At 63.8% G+C, this 21,561-nt stretch carries 18 protein-coding genes; 6 read left to right on the top strand and 12 right to left on the bottom strand.

The window, feature by feature from the left end:
• Nucleotides 1–2: 2 nt before the first annotated feature.
• Nucleotides 3–629: a TetR family transcriptional regulator gene (locus IEX85_RS04085; RefSeq protein WP_188858606.1), complete on the bottom strand. Its 627-nt coding sequence runs from the start codon at nt 627–629 to the stop codon at nt 3–5.
• A 267-nt stretch (nt 630–896) separates the two neighbouring features.
• On the opposite strand from IEX85_RS04085, the gene coaD reads away from it, so the two are divergent.
• Both coaD and IEX85_RS04075 read left to right on the top strand, forming a co-directional pair.
• On the top strand, nt 897–1,376 hold the full coding sequence (gene coaD, locus IEX85_RS04080; protein ID WP_188858604.1) for a pantetheine-phosphate adenylyltransferase: 480 nt from the start codon (nt 897–899) through the stop codon (nt 1,374–1,376).
• Between the two features lie 32 nt (nt 1,377–1,408).
• Nucleotides 1,409–1,657 carry a YfhL family 4Fe-4S dicluster ferredoxin gene (locus IEX85_RS04075; RefSeq protein ID WP_188858602.1) on the top strand — a complete coding sequence of 83 codons (249 nt, stop codon included), beginning with the start codon at nt 1,409–1,411 and terminating at the stop codon, nt 1,655–1,657.
• A 178-nt stretch (nt 1,658–1,835) separates the two neighbouring features.
• Here the strand turns inward: IEX85_RS04075 and IEX85_RS04070 are convergent, their stop codons facing one another.
• From IEX85_RS04070 to IEX85_RS04055, 4 genes are all read right to left on the bottom strand, one after another.
• The gene (locus tag IEX85_RS04070; protein ID WP_188858592.1) at nt 1,836–2,342 is read right to left on the bottom strand and encodes a DUF501 domain-containing protein; all 507 of its coding nucleotides are present in this window, start codon (nt 2,340–2,342) and stop codon (nt 1,836–1,838) included.
• A 4-nt stretch (nt 2,343–2,346) separates the two neighbouring features.
• A complete protein-coding gene (locus IEX85_RS04065) occupies nt 2,347–3,309 on the bottom strand; it encodes a M14 family metallopeptidase (RefSeq protein ID WP_188858590.1) in 963 nt (320 codons plus the stop codon).
• A gap of 197 nt (nt 3,310–3,506) precedes the next feature.
• Complete coding sequence (gene recG / locus IEX85_RS04060; RefSeq protein ID WP_188858588.1) at nt 3,507–5,585, bottom strand: ATP-dependent DNA helicase RecG; 2,079 nt, start codon at nt 5,583–5,585, stop codon at nt 3,507–3,509.
• Nucleotides 5,582–6,496 (bottom strand): hydrogen peroxide-inducible genes activator, encoded by a 915-nt coding sequence (locus IEX85_RS04055; RefSeq protein WP_188858586.1) that lies wholly within the window; start codon nt 6,494–6,496, stop codon nt 5,582–5,584. Before IEX85_RS04055 ends, recG begins: the two co-directional genes overlap by 4 nt.
• Nucleotides 6,497–6,575: 79 nt before the next feature.
• On the opposite strand from IEX85_RS04055, the gene IEX85_RS04050 reads away from it, so the two are divergent.
• Nucleotides 6,576–7,412 carry an SDR family oxidoreductase gene (locus tag IEX85_RS04050; RefSeq protein WP_188858584.1) on the top strand — a complete coding sequence of 279 codons (837 nt, stop codon included), beginning with the start codon at nt 6,576–6,578 and terminating at the stop codon, nt 7,410–7,412.
• Nucleotides 7,413–7,540: 128 nt separating this feature from the next.
• Here the strand turns inward: IEX85_RS04050 and IEX85_RS04045 are convergent, their stop codons facing one another.
• From IEX85_RS04045 to hemB, 6 genes are all read right to left on the bottom strand, one after another.
• Complete coding sequence (locus tag IEX85_RS04045; protein WP_188858582.1) at nt 7,541–8,281, bottom strand: ABC transporter permease; 741 nt, start codon at nt 8,279–8,281, stop codon at nt 7,541–7,543.
• Nucleotides 8,282–8,309: 28 nt separating this feature from the next.
• The gene (locus tag IEX85_RS04040) at nt 8,310–9,002 is read right to left on the bottom strand and encodes an ABC transporter permease (protein ID WP_188858580.1); all 693 of its coding nucleotides are present in this window, start codon (nt 9,000–9,002) and stop codon (nt 8,310–8,312) included.
• A gap of 53 nt (nt 9,003–9,055) precedes the next feature.
• Nucleotides 9,056–9,817, bottom strand: a complete 762-nt coding sequence (locus tag IEX85_RS04035; protein ID WP_188858578.1) for an ABC transporter substrate-binding protein — start codon at nt 9,815–9,817, stop codon at nt 9,056–9,058.
• 110 nt (nt 9,818–9,927) lie between these two features.
• Complete coding sequence (locus IEX85_RS04030) at nt 9,928–10,704, bottom strand: ABC transporter ATP-binding protein (protein ID WP_188858576.1); 777 nt, start codon at nt 10,702–10,704, stop codon at nt 9,928–9,930.
• A gap of 526 nt (nt 10,705–11,230) precedes the next feature.
• A complete protein-coding gene (gene ppk1 / locus IEX85_RS04025) occupies nt 11,231–13,435 on the bottom strand; it encodes a polyphosphate kinase 1 (protein WP_188858568.1) in 2,205 nt (734 codons plus the stop codon).
• 52 nt (nt 13,436–13,487) lie between these two features.
• Nucleotides 13,488–14,498: a porphobilinogen synthase gene (gene hemB, locus IEX85_RS04020; RefSeq protein WP_188858566.1), complete on the bottom strand. Its 1,011-nt coding sequence runs from the start codon at nt 14,496–14,498 to the stop codon at nt 13,488–13,490.
• 256 nt (nt 14,499–14,754) lie between these two features.
• On the opposite strand from hemB, the gene elbB reads away from it, so the two are divergent.
• The 3 genes from elbB (at nt 14,755) to IEX85_RS04005 (ending at nt 18,482) form a co-directional block, all read left to right on the top strand.
• A complete protein-coding gene (gene elbB, locus IEX85_RS04015; protein ID WP_188858564.1) occupies nt 14,755–15,408 on the top strand; it encodes an isoprenoid biosynthesis glyoxalase ElbB in 654 nt (217 codons plus the stop codon).
• Nucleotides 15,409–15,486: 78 nt separating this feature from the next.
• Nucleotides 15,487–16,365 (top strand): phosphate/phosphite/phosphonate ABC transporter substrate-binding protein, encoded by an 879-nt coding sequence (locus IEX85_RS04010; RefSeq protein WP_188858562.1) that lies wholly within the window; start codon nt 15,487–15,489, stop codon nt 16,363–16,365.
• The gene (locus IEX85_RS04005; protein ID WP_188858560.1) at nt 16,359–18,482 is read left to right on the top strand and encodes a putative bifunctional diguanylate cyclase/phosphodiesterase; all 2,124 of its coding nucleotides are present in this window, start codon (nt 16,359–16,361) and stop codon (nt 18,480–18,482) included. Before IEX85_RS04010 ends, IEX85_RS04005 begins: the two co-directional genes overlap by 7 nt.
• On the opposite strand, the gene IEX85_RS04000 is transcribed toward IEX85_RS04005, so the two are convergent.
• Entirely contained in the window at nt 18,472–21,561 is a 3,090-nt protein-coding gene (locus IEX85_RS04000; protein WP_188858558.1) for an efflux RND transporter permease subunit, read from the bottom strand. The two genes, IEX85_RS04005 and IEX85_RS04000, sit on opposite strands and share 11 nt — an antisense overlap.

Genomic DNA, 21,561 nt, shown 5'->3' with positions numbered 1-21,561 from the left:
TTCTATTTTGCGCTGGCGCGAAGGCCATCGATGCAGCTGCGCACCAGCAGAGCCCCCTGGTTATCGCAGCTGAACAGTTCCGGAGTCAGTTGCGCCGACTGCAGCACGCCAACCAGCAGGCAGAAGATGGCACTGGCCATCGGGTCGAGCTGACGCTTCTTCAAACCGATGAGCCCCTGCTTGCGCGCCAGTTTGAGAAAGTGATGGATGTGCTCGAGGGGTTGCTCCAGCGCCTCACGCCGCAGCCCCGCCAACCCGGCGAGCTCGGCACAGGTGTCGCTACCGCTGTAGAAAAGCCGGTACACCTTGTGGCTGTGCGGCTGCGTGTGAATATCGCGCAACAGGCCAAGCAGATAACCTTCCAGAGCCTCGAGCGCATCCTGGCGCGAGGCCTGCAACTGCTCCAGATAGTGCTGGTCGAAAGGAAGCTCCGAGTGCTCGAACAGCCCCTGCAAGAGGGCCGCCCGATCCTTGAAATGCCAGTAGAGCGCGCCGTGGGTCACCTGGGCGCGAGCCGCCACTTCCTTGAGGGTGCCGTTGGCAGCGCCCTTTTCGCTGAACACGTCGAGCGCCGACTGCAGCAGCGCCTGGCGCGTTTTTTCAGCCTCTTGCGGCGAACGCCTGACCATATTAATGACAGCTCCATTACCAAATTTTTACAATGCCATAGCAATGTAAAAGCATCCCGTGACAGTTATATTACAACGCTCGACCCCACTTGCACGAAGCCCTCGACAGGGTCTTCATCTATATGACTGCAACGAATAAAAGCCATGCGTTTTTATAACCCAAACTTAAAGATGCATTCCATTATTGTATTTGTACGCTCCAGGCAATTCGGCTAACATGCCGCATTCGCGAGAGACTCCCGCAGATCAACCGTCAGAGAGCGCGATATGAATACCGCTGTCTATCCCGGCACCTTCGACCCTATCACCAACGGCCACACCGACCTGGTGCAAAGGGCCGCCCGTATCTTCGACCGCGTCGTCGTGGCGGTAGCCGCGAGCCCGAAAAAGGCTCCGATGCTCCCGCTCGAGCAAAGGGTCGGACTGGCGAAAACGGTGCTCGCTCACCTGCCCAATGTGGAAGTGATCGGCTTCGATTGTCTGCTGGCGAATCTGGTGAAACAGCAGAACGCCAACATTATTCTGCGCGGCCTGCGAGCCGTTTCGGACTTCGAGTACGAATTCCAGCTGGCCAATATGAACCGCAAGCTGGCACCGCAGGCCGAGAGCATGTTTCTGACCCCGGCGGAACACCTTTCGTTCATCTCCTCGACCCTGATTCGGGAGATCGCAAGCCTCGACGGCGATGTGAGCAAATTCGTTCACCCCGCTGTCGAACAGGCATTGCGGGAAAGTCTGGGGCAATAAACTTTTTACCGTAGTCAGTGAGGTAGCCGACCATGGCATTGATGATTACCGACGAATGCATCAACTGTGATGTATGCGAGCCTGAATGCCCGAACGAGGCGATCTCTCCGGGCGACGAAATTTACGAGATCGATCCGAACAAATGCACCGAGTGCGTAGGTCACTACGATACTCCGCAGTGCGTTGAGGTGTGCCCGGTCGACTGTATCCCGAAGGACCCGGACCACGCCGAAACCCAGGATCAGCTGATGATCAAGTACAAGAACCTGACCGGCAACTGAGCCAGGCGAGGGTTCCACGAAAAAGCAGACTTCGGTCTGCTTTTTTTTGCCGTCATTCCCGCGTAAGCGGGAAACCACAGTTCCCGGAGATTATGGATTCCCGCGTTCGCGGGAATGACGGTGGCAGAGTGCCCGTGCGGCTCCCCCCATCCTACCGGCTCGCTACCAACCATTTATCTCACAGCGTAATACCGAGCTTGTCGAGCCCGAACTCCGCATCCATGCGCTGCCCGATCACGTTGTCGCCGCACAGGTGATGGGCGTACTGCATGTGCAGGCAGCGCACCTTGTCCCACTGCGAAATTCCGCCGATTCCGTACTGATCGAAGAGATGGGTAAACCCCAGGCGCTCGATGCAATCGCGGTCGCCCGGATCCATCAGCTGCCAGCGCAACGCGACATAGTCCTCATGGTTCTTGCGGTAGGCCTCGCGCAGAGCCTCGTCCTGCTGTAGCTCCCGCTCGATCTGCTTGACCCAGCCCGAGGTCTCGATCTCGGCAATGGCGCGATAGAGATCGCGCGAGCACAACCAGTACAGCGTCGGGAAGGGTCGCCGCTCCACCAGCGAGCGCATCTGCAGCACGGTGGGAACCCCGGCGGCCGTCTGATGCGCGATGCAGGCGATGCCGCGCGGCTTGCGACCGAGCTGACGCTCGATAATTTCGTTCTGGGCCTGGGTCAGCATGGGATTATCCTAGGTACTCGGCCAGGGTCACGGCTTCGGCACCGCATACGGGGATGCGCGCCGGCATGATCAGGGTGCAGTTGTCGAATGGCGCCAGCAGCGGCTCCGGGTCGCGGGCATAGACGGCGCCACGGACAAGGCGCTCGAAGCCGCGATAGGTCCGGGCGAAGCGAAAATGCTCGGTGCGGGCCTCGATGACCTCGCGGATGCGATAGTGGCCGGCGCTGTGATCGGGTTCATAGCCCCAGGGCGGTACTATGGCGTCTTCTTTCAGCAAGCCAAAACGGTGCAAAAGACGACGCGTGATGGCGTGGGCCTGCTGCGCGCTCTCCAGCGCGAAGTGGGAACCGCACTCCGCGACCATGCCATGGCAGCCGCGCCTGCCATGCTGCATGGCATAGGAGATCAGCATACCCGGATGATAGCTGCCGAGCTTGTAGAGCAGGTGCGGGAACGGAAATTCCAGGGTCGCGGCCAGCGCGGTGCAGTCCGGCTGTTCGGGATAAATCAGCATTGGCGCAACCGGGTGGCTGGTCGAGTGCAGATCGAGCACGAAGTCGACGTCCCGCAGCAGCGGCGCGATACGCGCGGCGCGTCGGGTTTCTTCGCTGTTCGGGTGCTTCAGTCGCTCCGGCAGCCAGGCCCGGTTGCCGTCCTCGTCGATGCAGCGGCTGGCATAGGGCCGGGCCGGATCGAAACGCCGGTAGGCGGCGACATTGTTGAAAATCAGCGTCAGGCTGCCGCGCAGCGGGCGCAAATCCTGCTCCAGCAGCTCGCACAGGGCGTGGGCGCCGCAGAACTCGTTGCCGTGGGTCAGGCCAACGACCGCCAGATCGGGCCCTTCACGTCCCGAGTCGAAACGATGGCAGTAGTCGACGCCGGTATTGCCATGGCGATAGGCCTCGATGTCCAGGGGCAGCAGCTCCAGTGGCTGCTCGGGCGCAAGAAGTGATGGCTGATCGTTCATGGTCGTCGGTTCGTTGGCTACCTGCAAAGTCTATCATGCGGAATGAATCGCATCAGCACGGGTGACGGGTGACGGGTGACGGGTGACGGGTGACGGGTGACGGGTGACGGGTGACGGGAAAATTGTAGGAGCCCGGTCCCCGGGCGAACCCCGGAATGGAAAAGATTCGCCCGCAGAGCGGGCTCCTATACCACTCATCACACCTGCCCGTACTCCTCGCCGGCACCGAGCCAGCGGCGGATCACGGCGCTGTTCAGCTCTACGTCGTGCTCGATCTGCGTCGCCACCTGCCGTACCCGCGGCAGCAGGTCTGCATCTCGCTGCAGATCGGCAATGCGGAACTGCATCATGCCGGTCTGACGGGTGCCGAGCACCTCGCCCGGTCCGCGCAGTTCCAGGTCCTTTTCCGCGATACGGAAGCCGTCGCTGGTTTCGCGCATCACCCCGAGCCGTTCACGCCCCTGCTTCGACAGCGGCGCCTGGTACATCAGCACGCAGTAGCTCTCGACCGATCCGCGCCCGACCCGGCCGCGCAACTGGTGCAGCTGAGCCAGCCCCAGACGTTCCGGGTTTTCGATGATCATCAGGCTGGCATTGGGCACATCGACGCCGACCTCGATCACCGTGGTCGCCACCAGCAACTGGAGCTCGGCGGCCTTGAACTGCGCCATCACGGCCGCTTTCTCCGCCGGCTTCATGCGTCCGTGCACCAGGCCAATGCGCAGCCCCGGCAGAGCTTCGCGCAGGGATTCGGCGGTCACTTCCGCAGCCTGGCACTGCAGCGCCTCGGATTCCTCGATCAGGGTACAGACCCAGTAGGCCTGACGCCCCTGGGCGCAGGCCAGCCGGACCCGCTCGACCACCTCGGCGCGACGGCTGTCGGCGATCACCACGGTACTGACCGGCGTGCGCCCCGGCGGCAGCTCGTCGATGACGGAACAGTCGAGGTCGGCGTAGGCGCTCATGGTCAGCGTTCGCGGTATCGGTGTCGCGGTCATGATCAGCTGATGCGGCGCGCGCGCGCCGTTGCGTCCTTTTTCGCGCAGGCTCAGGCGCTGGTGCACACCGAAGCGGTGCTGCTCGTCCACCACCACCAGCCCCAGGTCCGCAAAGTGCACGTCATCCTGGAACAGTGCATGGGTGCCGACCACCACGCGCGCCTCGCCAGCGGCAATCGCCGCCAGCTGCTTTTCCCGCGCCTTGCCCTTGACCTTGCCTGCAAGCCAGGCCACCTCCAGGCCCAAAGGCTCGAGCCAGGCGCTAAAGTTGATATGATGCTGCTCGGCCAGTATCTCGGTCGGCGCCATCACCGCGGCCTGGAGCCCGTTCTCGACCGCCTGCAGCGCCGCCATCGCAGCCACTACCGTCTTGCCGGAACCGACATCGCCCTGCACCAGACGCAGCATGGGCACCGTTCGGGCCAGGTCCCGCGCCACCTCGTTACAGACCCGCTTCTGGGCTCCGGTCAGCGGGAACGGCAAGGCGTCGAGAAAGGGCCGTATCAGCTCTCCACGGTACGGCAGCGACGGCGCCCCCGGGTGTTGCGCCTGATGTCGCAGCTTCAGCAACGACAGGTGATGCGCCAGCAGTTCCTCGAAGGCCAGCCGGCGTTGCGCAGGATGGCGCCCGTCCAGAAGCAGCGCCTGATCGGCCTCGACCGGCGGCTGGTGCAGGTAGCGTATCGACTCCTCGAGCGAAGGCAGATTCCATTGCCTGCGCAATGTTTCAGGCAGCAGATCCGGCAACGCCTCCGCGCTCAAGGATTGCAGCGCCAATGTAACCAGGCCGCGCAGGCGGGTCTGGTGCAGTCCTTCGGTGGTGGGGTAGATAGGGGTCAGCGAGTCCTCCACCGCGACCGCCGTTTCGGCGTCGATGCGCCGGTATTCCGGGTGCACCATCTCGAGACCGGACGGCCCCGGCCGGGCCTCGCCGAAACAGCGCAGCCGCACGCCGGGTTTGAGCTGATTCTTCTGCGCGGCGGAGAAGTGGAAGAAGCGCAGACTGATGGTACCGGTGCCGTCCTGGATGCGACACAGTAGCGCCCGCCGGCGGCCCTGCACCAGATCGGCGACCTTGATCTCGCCGCAGATTACCGCCTCCTGACCGGGTACGAGCCCGCCGACCGGCACGACCCGGGTACGGTCCTGATAGCGTAGCGGCAGGTGAAACAGCAGATCCTGCAGGGTGTGAATGCCCAGCCGTTCGAGCTTGAGCTCGAGCGCGGCACCGACACCCTTGAGATCGGTGACCGGCCTCTGTGCTAACGGCAGACTCATGAAACCGGTTCAGCCTCGCTCAGCTGACAGCGGCTCAGGGCCTCGACCAGCACGTCGATCGCCTTGGGACGCGGAAAGCTGGCGCGCCAGGCGATGGCGACGGTGCGCATCGGCTGCGGAAGCTTGAATGGTTTCGTCACGACCAGATCGGAGCGGTAGTACCCCTCGACCGCCGACAGCGGCAACACGCTGGTACCGAGCCCCGATGCCACCATCATGCGAATGGTCTCGAGCGAACTGCCCTCGGTGACATGGTGCTGGTGATGCATCGCCTGAGACAGCGTAGGGCAGGCTTCCAGCACATGGTCGCGAAAGCAGTGTCCCTCGCCGAGCAGCAGCATTTCGGTTTCATCGAGGCGATTGCTGTCGATTTCGTCGAGCTCCGCCCAGGGGTGATTTTTCGGCAGCAGCATCATGAAAGGCTCGTCGTAGAGCGGCCGGGTAAGCACGTCCGGCTCGCTGAACGGCAGCGCGACGATGATGGCGTCGAGTTCGCCGTTGCGAACCTTGCCACGCAGCGTCTCGGTGAAATTCTCCTCGATGTAGAGCGGCATCTGCGGCGCCAGCCGCTGTACTTCGGGTACCAGGTGCGGAAACAGGTAAGGGCCTATGGTATAGATGGCCCCGACCCGCAGCGGACTCGAGAGCTGGTCCTTGCCCTGCTGGGCCAGGTCCTTGATCGACTCGGCCTGCTCCAGCACCTTCTGCGCCTGCTGCACGATGCGCTCGCCGGTGGGCGTGAGGCGAACCGAGTTCTTGCTGCGTTCGAACAGGGCGATTCCGAGCTCGTCCTCGAGCTTCTTGACCGCTATCGACAGCGTCGGCTGACTGACGTAACAGCGCTCGGCCGCCCGTCCGAAATGCTGCTCGCGGGCAAGGGTGACGATATAGCGCAGCTCTGTGAGCGTCATCGAAGACTTCCTTTCTCGCTTGGCTCTGCAGGTGCCGTCAGGTTACCATTTGCCGCCCTGGACTGACGGAGACCGGTTGATGCACAAGCAACGAATACTGATCGCCGGCTGCGGCGACGTCGGCAGCGCCCTGGGAGTGGAGCTGGCCGCGGCAGGCCATTTCGTCCAGGGCCTTCGCCGTACTATAAACCAGCTGCCCGCGGGCATCCACGGCATCGCCGCCGACCTGACCGACCCGGCGAGCCTGCAGAAGCTGCCGGCCTGCGACATTCTGGTGTACTGCACGGCGGCGACAACGCACGACGAGAACGGCTACCGATTGGCCTATGTCGAGGGCCTGCGCAATCTGCTGGCGGCGCTGCCCGCGCCGCCGCGGCAGCTGTTTTTCACCTCCAGCACCGGCGTCTATCATCAGGCCGACGGTCGCTGGGTCGACGAGTCCAGCACCACCGAGCCGACCGGTTTCAGCGGCCGCATCCTGCTGGAAGCGGAACGGCTGGCGCTCGGCAGCGGCATACCGGCGACGGTGGTGCGCTTCAGCGGCATCTACGGTCCCGGTCGCAACCACCTGCTGAACCAGGTACGCAGCGGCATCGCCGCTCCCGCAGAACCTCCGCATTACGGCAACCGCATCCACCGCGACGACTGCGCTGGGGTACTGGCGCACCTGATCCGGCGCTGCCTGGACGAACGGCCGCTGGAGCCGCTTTATCTGGCCACGGACGACGCCCCGACGCCGCTTCACGAGGTGATGGAGTGGCTGGCGTTGCAGCTTGGGGTCGAGATCTGCGAGCGAAAGCCGGTGCGCCGCGGCGGCAGCAAACGCTGTCGCAACACCCGTCTCAAGGCCAGCGGCTATCGCCTGCGCTATCCCGATTACCGGACCGGATACGCGCAGATTCTGGCCGACGAGTGACGCGTCACGCGTCATTTATATCGTAGGAGCGGCGCCCCGCCGCGAATGGCCACCGTGCTAACTCGGTTCGCCGCGAGGCGCGGCTCCTACGAGCATACAGGCGGGCCGGCCTCCCGCGATCCCTGGCCTTAATCCTGCAACCGGGGATCGACCTCGGTCATCTCGTGGGCGATATGGTGACGGTAGTGCTGGTAGCGGTTCAGGCGTCGCTCCAGCAGGCGGAAGCCGCCGATAAAGCAGGCGCTGATCAGCAGATAGATCATGCCGGCGGCGAAGAAGATCTCCAGCGGCGTGTAGGTACGGGCGATGATGGTCCTGGCCATGCCGGTAAGATCCAGCAGGGTAATGGTCGAGGCCAGCGAGCTGCCCTTGAGCATCAGGATAAGCTCGTTGCCGTAGGCCGGCAGCACGATACCGAAGGCGCGCGGCAGCACGATGCGCCGAACCTGCAGCGGCTTGCTCATACCGAGCGCCTCGGCCGCTTCGATCTCGCCGCGCGGAATCGCCTGGATGGCGCCCCGAATCAGCTCGGCGCTGTAGGCCGCGGTATTCATCGAAAAGGCGATGATCGCGCACCAGTACGGCTCGCTGAGCAGGTTCCAGAGCACCGACTGCTTCACCGCCTCGAACTGGGAGGCGCCGTAGTAGATCAGAAAGATCTGTACCAGCAGCGGCGTGCCGCGAAAGAAAAAGATATAGGCAAACGGCAGCGCCCGCACCCAGGGGTTCGGCGACACCCGAAGCAGCGCCAGCGGCACCGCCAGGGCGATGCCGATCAGGCCGGAAATGGCCACCAGCTCCAGCGTCAGCAACGCACCGTCGAGCAGTCGGGGCAGGTACTGCCAGATTATGCTCCAGTCCCAGCTCATCGCCACGTCTCCCTGCGGTATCGATTGATCATGCCCGAGCCCCCCGCGCTGCCGGGTTGCTGGCACGCTCCAGCAGCATGGTGATGCAGGTCGCGATCACCGTCAGTCCCAGATAGATAAAGGCCGCCGCCATGTAGAAGGTAAAGGGTTCCTTGGTGTAACCGGACGCCACGTAGGCCTGGCGCATCAGCTCGTCGAGTCCGACCACCGACACCAGCGCGGTGTCCTTGAGCAGCACCTGGAACAGGTTGCCCAGACCCGGCAATGCAAGCCGCCAGACCTGTGGCAGAATAATGCGGAAAAAGGTCTTGCGGCGCGTCATGCCGAGGGCGTAGGCCGACTCCCACTGTCCTTTCGGCAGCTCCTGGATCGCCGCCCGGAACACCTCGGTGGCGTAAGCGCCAAAGGCGACGGACAGCGCCGCCACACCGGCGACGAAAGCGCTGATCTCGATGTATTCGTCGTAGCCGAACCAGCTGCCGATGCCCATCAGCAGCATCGAGCCACCGAAATAAATGGTCAGTACGAGCAGCAGCTCGGGAATGCCCCGCACGAAGGTGGTGTAGAGCGTTCCCAGCCAGCGGGCGAAGCGAAACCTGGACAGCTTGGCGGAGGCACCGATCAGACCGAAGATCAGGCCTACGAAAAGGCTGGCCAGCGCCAGTTGCAGCGTCACCCAGGCACCGGAAACGAGCAGATGGCCGAAACCCTGAAGATCCATTGTCGGATTGTCCTGTCAGCGTAAAAGGGGCTCTTGCGAGCCCCGTCGGATAATCAGTAGATGGAGAACGGGAAGTACTTGTCGTTGATCTCCTTGTAAGTACCGTTCTCGACGATGGCCTTGATCGCCTCGCTGAACTTGTCCTTCAGCGGATCGCCCTTGCGTACCGCGATGGCGATTTCGTCATTGATATCGATGTCCTCACCCTTGAACTCGAAGCCCTCGCCGGCTTCGCTCTGCAGCCAGTCGTAGGCCGGGAATTTGTCGGACAGCAACGCGTCCAGGCGGCCGGCGGCCAGGTCCAGATAGGCGTTGTCCTGGGTGTCGTAGAGCTTGACGCCGACGACATCGGCCAAGTTGTCCTCGAGGTACTGGCCGGCGATGGTGGCGCGCTGGGCGCCGACGACCTTGCCCTTGAGACCCGCTTCGGAGGTATCGAGCTCCTGCCCCTTGGCGGCGACGAAGGCCAGCACGTTGGAGTAGTAACGATCGGAGAAGTCGACCACACGCAGACGCTCGTCGGTAATCGACATGGACGCGATGATGGCATCGTACTTGCGGGTCATAAGACCCGGAATGATGCCATCCCAGTCCTGGGCCACCAGCTCGCAATCGGCCTTCATCTGGGCGCAGAGGGCGTTGGCGATATCGACGTCGAAGCCCTTGAGTTCGCCACTTTCGTCGATCATGTTGAAAGGCGCATAGGCGCCTTCGGTCGCGATGCGGATGGTCTCGGTATCAGCCTGTGCCGGCAGTGCGGACAGCAGGCCGCCGACAGCCAGGGAAAGGGTTGCGATCAGTTTGCGCATGGTCATGGTTTTTGTCTCTCGCTGATAGCGTTGTTGTTATTGCCGTTGGTAACGGCGGGCTCCCTACAGAATAGATGCCCCGCCGGGCCGGTCGGGTGCCCGGACCGACAGGCTCGTCAGGACAGGTGGCTCGACATGAAGTCGCGCACCCGCTGTGAGCGCGGATTCCCGAACAGCTGTTCCGGTGGTCCCATTTCCTCGATCTGCCCCTGGTGCAGGAACACCACCTGACTCGACACATCGCGCGCAAAGCGCATTTCGTGGGTGACGATCAGCATGGTGCGCCCCTCTTCGGCGAGCGAACGAATCACCGCCAGCACCTCATTAACCAGCTCCGGATCCAGCGCCGAGGTCGGCTCGTCGAACAGCAGCACCTGCGGGTCCATCGCCAGCGCACGGGCAATGGCGACACGCTGCTGCTGGCCGCCGGAAAGGTTGCCCGGGTAGGCCTTGGCCTTGTCCTCGAGACCGACGCGTGCAAGCAGCTCCTGCGCCCGGGCAACCGCCTGTTGCCGCGACTGCCCGAGCACCTGTATCGGCGCTTCGATGATATTGTCGAGAATGGTTTTGTGGGGCCAGAGGTTGAAGCTCTGAAACACGAAGCCGATGCGCGCGCGCATCTGTTCAAGCTGACGGCGGCTGGCCGCGTCGAGCGCGCCATCCTTGGCCTTTTTCAGCACCAGTTCCTCGCCGGCAACGCGGATCTGTCCGGCGTTGGGGCGTTCGAGCAGGTTGATGCAGCGTAGCAGGGTGCTTTTGCCGGAGCCGCTGGAGCCGAGGATGGAAATGACGTCGCCATCCCTCGCCTGCAGAGAAATCCCCTTCAGGACTTCGAGCTCTCCGTAGGATTTGTGAATATCGACCAGCTCCAAAGCTGTTTGCGCCTGGGACATCTGTTGGATTCCGTTATCGCCCTGGGTCGTGGCGGCCTGGCAGGATCACTGCGCAACCACCTCCGGTGACGCGCACTGCCTGGTAACGCCCGCGTCCGATCAGTAAGCCTGCCCCGGACCCAAAAAACAGCGAGGGTCCGGGCAAGGGACGCCATTTTCCTTAAATTTCGTCAAAAGGCAATCGTATGGGATGAATATGGGGAAATCCGACTGCCTCGCCAAGGCAGTGTAGCGGTGGACAGACGAAGTGGGAAGGAGATAGTCGACAGCGGGCAGTTAACAAAAAAGCCGGAGGGTGGGTGAAGCGATGCATTGGCACCTTGGGTAACCTACCTATTGCGGTACGGGCATCGCGGAACCGCCATGGACGGTGGAAACCCCGAAAACGCAGGAGCCATTTTTCGGGGAACCCGCCATATCAATCGCAGTACAGATCGATTGGTTTCAGCCCGCACCACGGGTGTTGGGTTACGCGACTTCGTCGCTAGACCCAACCTACTGCATCAAGTCGCGCCCGGTGCGACTTTCAGCTGGCGTAATCGCTCAGCAGCTGCTGCTGGGCGCTGAAGGGCTCTTCGCCCTCGGCGGGCTGGCGCAGCGTGTAGCTGCCGTCCAGTGCCAGCTCCCAGGACTGGGTATTGTCCTGCAGGTAGTATTCCAGCTCGCGCCTGATGCGTTCGGCGTTCTTGCCGGAGAGCTGAAACCCGGTCTCGACGCGGTTGCGCATATTGCGCTCCATCCAGTCGGCGCTGGAACAGAAGACGTCGGGCTTGCCGCCGGTATTCTCGAAGTAGTAGACCCGTGTGTGCTCGAGGAAGCGGCCGATGATCGACACCACGCGGATATTATCGGAAATGCCCTCAATGCCCGGGCGCAGCTGGCACATCCCGCGCACCACCAGGTCGATCTGCACCCCGGCCTGAGAGGCTTCGTAGAGCGCCCGGATCAGCTTCGGTTCGGTGAGCCCGTTGACCTTGACGATAATGCGTGCCGGCTTGCCGCTGGCGGCGTTCCTGGCTTCACGCTGAATCAGCTCGATCATCTTCGCCATCAGCGTGAAGGGCGCGTTGAAGAGCTTTTTCAGGCGCTGGATCTTGCCCATGCCGGTGAGCTGCTGGAACACCTTGTGCACATCCTCGCCCATCTCCTGATCGGCGGTGATGAAGCTGTAGTCGGTATAGAGGCGGGCCGTGCCGGAATGATAGTTACCGGTGCCGAGGTGGCAGTAACGTACCAGCTTGTTGCCTTCCTGGCGCACGATCAGCATCGCCTTGGCATGGCACTTGTAGCCCACCACGCCGTAGACCACCAGGCAGCCGGCCTCTTGCAGACGGCTTGCCAGGTGCAGGTTACTTTCCTCGTCGAAACGGGCGCGCAGCTCGATCACCACCGTGACCTCCTTGCCGCTGCGGGCCGCTTCGACCAGCGCATTGACGATGTCGGACTTGTCGCCGGTGCGGTACAGCGTCTGCTTGATCGCCACCACCTTGGGATCCTTGGCCGCCTGGCGCAGCAGATCCACCACCGGCGAGAACGACTGGAAGGGGTGCAGCAGCAACTGCTCGTTGGCGGCGATGCTTTCGAACACCGTCTTTTCGTTGCGAAGTTTGTTCGGAATGCCCGGAGAAAACGGCTTCCAGCGCAGGTCGGAGCGATCGACCAGGTCGCGCACCGCCATCAGGCGGGTCAGGTTGACCGGACCGTCGACGCGGTAGACCTGACTGTCGTTGAGGGTGAACTCCTCCTGCAGGAAGCTGATGAATTCCTCGGGTGTGCGGTTGTCCACCTCCAGGCGCACGGCGTCGCCGTACTTGCGCGAGTGCAGTTCCCCTTTCAGGGTACGCGCCAGGTCCTCGATCTCCTCGAAGTCGAAGGTCAGGTCGGCGTTGCGGGTAATGCGAAACTGATAGCAGCCCTTGATCGCCATACCCGGAAAGAGATCGTCGGCGAACTCGTGGATCATCGACGACAGGAACACCAGGTTGTCGCCGCCGTTGCACAGCTCGTCGGGCAGCCGGATCAGGCGAGGCAGCGAGCGCGGTGCAGGAATGATCGCCAGTCCGGTCTCACGACCGAAAGCGTCCTTGCCGTCGAGCTGGACGATGAAGTTGAGGCTCTTGTTGACCAGCCGCGGGAAAGGATGCGACGGATCCAGACCAATCGGGCTGATCACCGGCACCACGTTCCCGTCGAAGTATTCCCGCACCCAGTCACGCTGCTCCGGGGTCCAGTCGGCGCGGCGGATGAAGCGGATGCCCTGGGACGCCATCTCCGGAAAGATGATCTCGTTGAGAATCTTGTACTGACGCGTGACATTGAGATCGCAGATCTCGCGAATGCGCTCCAGCACCTTCTGCGGGTGCATGGCGTCAGGGCCGACCGCTTCGCGGCCGTACTTGAGCTGGCGCAGCTGCTCGGCGACGCGGATCTCGAAGAACTCGTCCAGGTTGCTGGAGAAGATCAGCAGGAACATCAGCCGTTCGAGCAGCGGGTAGCCCGGGTCCAGCGCCTGCTCCAGCACCCGCACGTTGAACTGCAGATGACTGAGCTCACGGTTGATGTAGAGCTCCGGCGCCTTGAGGTCGACCGGCGGCACCTCCACCGGCTCGGTGATCGCCAGGCTCTCGCGGCTCTCGAGCAGCGCCTGGGTCGCCTCGGTCTGATCCAGCACCGGTTCTGCCGGGGCCTCGGCGTCGCGCTGGGCGGCCGGTTCTTCGAGCGCCTTGTTCATTCCATCGTCTCCTGGTGTTCCCTCAGCTCCGCGGTGCCGAGCAACAGGGAGGTTATTCGTTCAGCAGCTGGGCTGCGCGTTTGGCGAAGTACGTCAGCACACCGTCGGCACCGGCACGCTTGAAGGCCAGCAGCGACTCGAGCATCACGCTGCGCTCGTCGAGCCAGCCGTTCTGGAAGGCGGCCATGTGCATGGCGTACTCGCCGCTGACCTGGTACACGAAAGTGGGCGCCTGAAACTCGTCCTTTACCCGGCGCACAATATCAAGATAGGGCATACCCGGCTTGACCATCACCATGTCGGCCCCTTCCGCCAGATCGAGTCCGACCTCGTGCAGCGCCTCGTTGCTGTTGGCCGGGTCCATCTGATAGCCGAACTTGTTGCCCTTGCCGAGGTTACCGGCGGAGCCGACCGCATCGCGGAAGGGACCATAGTAAGCGCTCGCATACTTGGCAGAATACGCCATGATGCGGGTATTGACGTGGCCGTGACTCTCGAGCTCCTCGCGAATCGAGCCGATACGGCCATCCATCATGTCGCTGGGCGCCACCACGTCGGCGCCGGCCTCGGCATGGGACAGCGCCTGGCGCACCAGGGTGTCGACGGTGCGGTCGTTGAGCACGTAGCCACGCTCGTCGATAATGCCGTCCTGGCCGTGGGTGGTGAAGGGATCGAGCGCGACATCGGTAATCACGCCCAGATCCGGGCAGGCGTCCTTCAGCGCCTTGACCGCACGTTGCGCCAGGCCGTCGGGATTGTAGGCCTCTTCGGCGAACTCGGACTTGGCCGCGGCGGGAGTGACCGGAAACAGCGCCAGCGCCGGAACGCCGAGGGATTCAAGCTGCCGGGCTTCGCGCACCAGCCGGTCGATGCTCATGCGCTCGACGCCCGGCATCGACGCGACCGCTTCGGTGCAGTCGTTACCTTCGATCACGAACACCGGATAAATGAGATCGTCGGGCGACAGTCGGTTCTCCCGCATCAGGCGACGGGAAAAGTCGTCGGCGCGCATCCGGCGCATGCGGGTTTCGGGGAAAAAGCGCTGGCTGTCGTTAAAGGCCACGGGGCAGGCACCTCTCGTTTCGCTGGCAATTGGAACGAATTTATATGACGGGAATATGACAACGACAATCGAGAGTCGTTTGGTCATGCTTCCCGCGGTATCTGGCGGCGTCCGCGCTGGCGAAACGCCCGGTTTGCCGACTATGATACCGCCGGGCACCGGTGGGCGGGAAATCTTTCAGGGCCCCTCACTCCGGTGCCCCTGCCCAACCGCCATCGGCCCCCAGACAACCAGCCAAGACGAGTGGAGGTTCAGGATGAAAAAAGTCGCCGTCATACTTTCGGGTTGCGGTGTTTACGACGGTTCCGAAATCTACGAATCCGTCCTTACGCTGCTGCGCCTCGAACAGCAGGGCGCAGAGTATCAGTGCATGGCGCCAGACGTCCCCCAGTTGCACGTCGTCGACCACCAAAGCGGAGAACCCGTGCCGGGCGAAAGCCGCAACGTGCTGCAGGAGGCCGCGCGCCTTGCCCGCGGTCGCATCATCGACATCGGCACGGCCAGCGCCGCCGATTACGACGCCCTGATCCTGCCGGGCGGCTTCGGCGCCGCCAAGAACCTCTCGGATTTCGCGCTCAAGGGCGACCAGTGCACCGTCAATCCGCAGGTCGCGGCCCTTGCCCGCGCCTTCCACGACGCCGGCAAACCGGTCGGCCTGATGTGCATCGCACCGACGATGATTCCGAAGCTGCTGGGCCAGGGCATCCGCTGCACCATCGGCGAGGACGCCGAAGTCGCAGGAGCCATCGAGCGCATGGGCGGGGTGCACCAGGCCTGCGGCGTCGACGCCATCGTCGAGGATACCGGGGCGAAAGTGGTCACCACCCCGGCCTACATGCTCGCGGGTTCGATACTGGAAGCCCAGTCCGGCATCAACAAACTGATCGACCGGGTACTGGAGCTGGCCTGAGCGACGGTCCGGCTTTTGTTGCCGGCCGGTATGAAGTAATTTAAAGGCCGCATACAGCATCGCTGAAAGGAGTCACGGTTGCGCATCCTGAAACCGCTTCTACTGCTGTTACTGGTCTGGAGCCAGATCGCCCGTGCCGAGCCACTGGTGCTGGCCCAGGTCAGCGACAGACCCAGCAAGGACTTCGAACAGCTGCGCCCCATGGTCGAGTATGCGGCCGCCCGGCTGGCCCCGCTGGGTATCACTTCGGGCGAAGTACGGCTCTACGACAGTGCCGAGCAACTCGCCTCGGCGCTGCAGGCCGGCGACGTCGACTGGATTACCGAGACGCCCTTCACGGCGGCAAGACTGATGCACGAAGCCGGGGCCCGGCCTTTGCTGCGAAAGTGGAAAGGCGGTCAGCACCAGTACCAGACACTGATCTACACCCGCAGCGACAGCCCGATCCGCAGCGTCCTCGACCTCACCGACAGGCGCATCGCCTTCGAGCATCCCGAATCCTTCAGCAGCTATTTCGTGCCACGCAGGATCCTGCTGCGCAGCGGCCTGCAGCTGACCGGGCTGAAGGACCTGCATCAGCCGCCGCCGCCGGGCAACACCGGCTACCTGTTCAGCCGCAACGAGAAAAACAACGCGCTCTGGGTCCACAAGGGGCTGGTCGACGCCGGTGCCCTCAACAGCGGCGACTGGGAAAACCGCGAGCGCGTTCCCGTCGCCATACGTCGGGACCTGCGTATTATCTACCGCTCCGAAACCTATCCCCGGGCCCTCGAGCTGGTATCAAGCGAGCTCGACGACAACGTTGTCGCGGCCCTGCGCGAGCTGCTGCTGGCCATGCCGGCCTCCGGGGCGAGCGAAGTGCTTGCCAGCTATGAAAACAGCACCGGCTTCGAGCCGCTGCAGCCCGGCGACATCGAGTTGCTGAGCGACATCTACGACAGCAGCCGACGATGGTGACCCTTCGCACCCGCTACAGCGCGACCCTGGCGCTGGTGACCTTCGGCGTCTGCGGCCTGCTGCTGCTGTTCTCGCTCTACATGCTGCAGAATGTCTACCAGCAGGTCAGCCGCAGCGCCCAGCAGGCGGTCGAGCAGGGTGTCGCGCGACAGCTGTCGCGCGATGCGCTGCTGCTCGGCGAAACCCTGGCCGGCAACCTTGCCCTGCCGGTCTACCACAACGATTTCAGCGCCATCGAGGAAATCCTGCAGCACCTGCGGCAACGCGCCGAAATCGGCTACATCTTCGTCTACGACCCGGACCTTCGCGTCATCCACGACGGCACCGCGGAGGTAAACCACTATGGCACTCCGGTCAGCCAGCTGATTCCCGCCGGCCTCGATGACCACTTTCAACCCTCGGCCCGCACGATCGACGACCTGATCCATGTCACCTTCCCGGTGACCTCCGGCAGCAGCACCATCGGCGCCGTGCGCTTTTCCGTCTCCTTCAGCGACGCCCGCACCGATACCGCGGCGCTGACATCGCAGCTGGATCAGGCGTTCGCCGGCTTCCGCCAGCAGGTGGTGATCGGTCTGGTGCTGGCGTTCCTGGCACTGATGGCGGTGACGCTGCTGCTGTCGCTCGGAGCCAGCCGGCGCCTTATGCAACCGCTGCAGGAGCTGGCGGCGCTGAGCCGCAATTTCAGGGCCAACGACGAGAGCGTGCGCTTCAGCCTGCAACGCGACGACGAGATCGGCGAGCTGGCCGAAGCGCTGGAGCAGATGCGCCGGCGCGTTCAGCAGAGCCACAAGACCATCTCCCGCATGGCTTTTCGCGACCCTCTCACGGGTCTTGCCAACCGGCGTTTCCTGCAGCAGGAACTGGAACGGCTGCTGAGCGCCGGCAACGACCCGCTGGCGCTGCTGTTCATCGACCTCGACCACTTCAAGGCCGTCAACGACAGCGCCGGTCACGAGGTTGGCGACCAGGTACTGCGCAACGTCGCCTCGCGACTCGAATCGATCGCCCGCAGCCTCGACGGCGAAGCCCTGGTGGCGCGCCTCGGCGGCGACGAGTTCACACTGGTGCTGCCGCAGCTACCGCATCCTGACGCCGCCGGCGAGGTCGCCGAGCGCGTGGCCGGGCTGCTGCAGATACCGGTCGAGGTGGCACGGCAGCAGTTCCGCGTATCCGCCAGCATCGGCATCACCCTGTTTCCGGATGATGGTTTCAGCCCGGTGGACCTGATGCGCCATGCCGACACCGCCATGTACGAGGCCAAACAGGCCGGCCGCAACCGCTTCTGTTTCTTCGAGCAGTCGATGAACCAGCGGGTCCATGAGCACCTGCTGGTGCTTCAGGGCATCGACCAGGCGCTGGCCGAGCATCAGCTGTTTCTCGAGTACCAGCCGGTTTTCGACCTGCAGCGCGACGTCATCAGCGGCGCCGAGGCCCTGGTGCGCTGGCGACACCCCCGGCAGGGGCTGGTGTCGCCGGCCAGCTTCATCCCCATCGTCGAGGAATCCGACCGCATCGAAGCGCTGACCCTCTGGGTTCTGACACAGGCTTGCCGGGATCTGCGCGACCGCATTCTGCCGCGCGCACCGGGCTTCAAGCTGTCGCTGAACGTGTCCGGCGTCGCGCTGCAGTCGGACAGCCTGCGCGACCGGGTGCTCGAGACGCTGTCGCGCGAAGGCGTGTCGCCGGCCAGCCTGCGCCTCGAGATCACCGAAACGACAATGATGCGCGATATCGAAAAAAGCGCCGAAACGCTCAAGCTCTGGCAGCAGGCCGGTCTGCGCATCCTGATCGACGACTTCGGCACCGGCTACTCCTCACTGAGCTACCTCACCAGCCTGCCGATCGATGGCCTCAAGATCGATCGCAGCTTTATCTCCCAGCTGCAGCAGAGCAGCCAGGGCCCGGTGGTCGACGCCATCCTGGCGCTGTCGCGCACCCTCGGCATCGAAACCATTGCCGAAGGTATCGAAACGCAGGAGCAGCTGCAGCTGCTGCGCCAGATGCGTGCCAGCCACGGCCAGGGCTACCTGCTGGGCCGCCCGATGCCGGTGTCGCAGCTGCGGACGTTGCTGGAGCATCCCCAGCCGTTGCATCACAGCGGAATCATGAGCTGAAACGGGCCGCCGTCGCCCGTCCCATGCAAATGCGGTAGAGCGTCGGGATCACCAGGAGCGTCAGCAGCGTGGAAAAGGCCAGCCCGCTGACAATGGCCGTCGCCACCGGCCCCCACACCAGCGAGGCACCGCCGAGCCCGGTGGCGAGCGAGAACAGCCCGGCAATGGTGGTCAGCGAGGTGATCAGGATCGGTATCACGCGCCGTCTGGCCGCGTACAGTGTAGCGTGGAGTACGCTCATGCCCTCGGCGATACGGCTGTTGGCCGCCGAGATCAGCACGATGGCGGCATTGACGGCGATGCCGGCCAGCGCCACCACACCATAGAGGGTGAACAGGCTCAGCGGGTTCTGCGTCAACAGCAGCCCGAGGACCACACCGGTGAACGCCATCGGCACCGTCGCCAGTATCATCACCGGCTGCCAGTAGCTGCGGAACTGGGTGCCGAGAATCAGGTACATCAGCCCGACACCGAACACGAACAGCACCGCAATGGCGTCGATGCTTTCCTGGATATCGTCGAGCTCGCCGGTGAAATCAAGCGCCACGTTGGGGTATTGCGCCTGCAGCTCGCTGTCCCAGTACGCCTGCAGCAGCCGGTTGGCGGCCAGGGTGTCGAGTTCACTGTCCGGCAGCAGGTCCGCCTCCACCGTGATGGCCCGGCGGAAATTGTAGTGGCGGATATTGCCGAGTCCCGGCTGTCGTTCGGCGCGCACCAGCGTCGACAGCGCCACCTGCCCGCCGCCCGGCGTCGGCAGCCGGAAGTCGAGCAGCCGGATGACATCGTCGAAACCGCGCGGCTGCGCCCGCACCCGTACTTCCAGCTTGTCGCCGAGATGCTGCATATCGGCGACAATTTCACCGTCGACCAGCAGCAGCGCGCTGCGCAGCACCTCGGCCGGCTGCAGGCCGGCACGGTTGATGGCGTCGTAGTCGGGGGTCAGCACCAGCGCCATGCGTCCACCGCCGGTATCGTCGCTGACATCGACGATGGCCTCGACCGATTCCATCTTCGCCAGCAGGGCGTCCGCCGCGGCGCGGATGGCGCTGTAGTCATCGCCGCGAACCTTGATACTGATCGGTCGCGACACCGGTGGCCCGCCCACCAACCGCAGGAAGGAGACGTTGACGGGACCTGCCAGGCGCTCGATATCCGGCCGAACCGCCTCTATCAGCGCATCGACCGAGCGGTTGCGATCGTTTTTGGGCCTGAGTCCGACCAGAATCTGCCCGTAATGCTCGCCGAACTGCGGCGCCGTTTCGGTGAACTGCTGGCCGGCATAGCCGACCACGGCGCGAAGGTCCTCGTCCCCCAGATGGCGGCGCACCAGCCGCTCGGCCTCGCGCACCTTGTCGAGGGTAGCCGACAGCGGCGTCTGCGGCGGCATCTCGATATTGACGTAGAACAGCCGCAGCGGGTCCGAGGCAAAGAAGTCCATCTTGATCATGCCGGCAGCAACGACGCCGATGGAGCCTGCGAACAGCGCCACCATCAGAGACAGCGTCAGCACCGGCCGTCGCAGCGCCTTGACCAGCACGCGGATGTAGAACACCTGCACCCGGCGCGTGGCGCGCATTCGCCAGCGCTGCATGCGCCCGGGTCTCGACAGATCGATACGGGCGACGGTGACATGGGCCGGCAGCATCCAGAACGCCTCGATCAGCGAAATCGCCAGCGCGATGGTCACCACCATCGGAATCACGCGCATGAAGTCGCCGAGGATACCCGGCAACAGCATCAGCGGCAGAAAGGCCGCCATGGTCGTCAGTACCGCGCTGGTCACCGGCCAGCCGACCTCCCTGAGCGAAGCCACCGCGGCCTCGAGCGCCTGCTCGCCCTGCTGCAGGCGATAGTAGATCGCCTCGACCACCACCACGGCGTCGTCGACCAGCATCCCCAGCACGATCACCACCCCGAGCAGCACGGTCACGTTCAGCGTCTCACCACTGACCCAGAGCACCCAGAACGTCCCCGCCAGCACGAAGGGAATGCCGATCGCCGTCAGCAGCGCGATGCGGGCCCCCAGGAACAGCCAGGCCACCAGCAATACCAGCAGCAGGCCGATCAGGGCGTTGTTCTGCATCAGCCGGATGGCTTCGCGGGTCGGCACCGTCTGGTCGTCCACCATCACCAGCTCGACGCCGGTCCGGACCCGCAGGGCGTTGCGCTCGTCCATGTAGGCCCGCACCCGCTCGACCAGTTCCAGAGTGTTGGTCTCCCCCTGTTTCATCACCGCCATGACCACCGCCGGGCGGCCACCTATCACCGCCTCCTGGCTCGGCTTCTCCCGCGCCCGCTCCACCGTGGCGATGCGATCCAGGGTAACCTCCTCGCCGTCCAGCCCGACCAGTGGAATCTGTTTGATGCGATCCGGCGACTGATCGCGCCCGGCGAGGCGCACCAGCCAGCGGGTGCCGCCGACATCGACACTGCCGGCCGAAATGTCCCGAAACCAGAGCGCGACACTGTCCGCCACCTGGGTCGGCGACAGCCCCAGCGCCTGCAGCGCGTCGGGATCGAAATTCACCTGCAGCTCGGGGTCGTCGAGCGCGATCGGGTCGACCCGGTCGACCCCCGCCAGCGCTTCCAGGTCACGCTCGATGCTGCGTGCCTGCAACCGCAGGTTTTCATCGTCGGCCTCGCCCACCACCGCCAGCGTAACGCTGGGAAAAGCGTTGGCGGTGGTCAGCTCGACAATGAACGGATCGACCGCCGCCTCCGGCAGTTCGTCTTCGGCATTCTGAATTTCACGCCGCAGGTCGGTGACGCGCTTGTCGAAGGTGCGGGCGTCAATGTCCTCGAACCGCACCAGCAGGCTGGAGACGCCCTCGCGACTGTTGGACGAAGCGAAGCGGATATCGGAAATGCCCCGGATCGCCTGCTCGAGCGGGTCGGTGACGCGCCGCTCCACGTCCTCTGCGGAGGCCCCGGGCAGTGCCGTGGTAATGACGATCCAGTTGAAGTTGATGGTGGGATCCTGCTGGCGCGGCAGCAGGTTGTATGCCAATACCCCGACCACCAGCACCAGCACGAACAGCAGGTTGGCCAGCACATGATGGCCGATCAGACGCTCGAGCAT

The organism is Marinobacterium nitratireducens, assembly GCF_014645375.1.
Taxonomy (GTDB): domain Bacteria; phylum Pseudomonadota; class Gammaproteobacteria; order Pseudomonadales; family Balneatricaceae; genus Marinobacterium_A; species Marinobacterium_A nitratireducens.
Note: the sequence above shows the minus strand (reverse complement) of the source record. Positions and strands in the feature narration are given on the sequence as shown.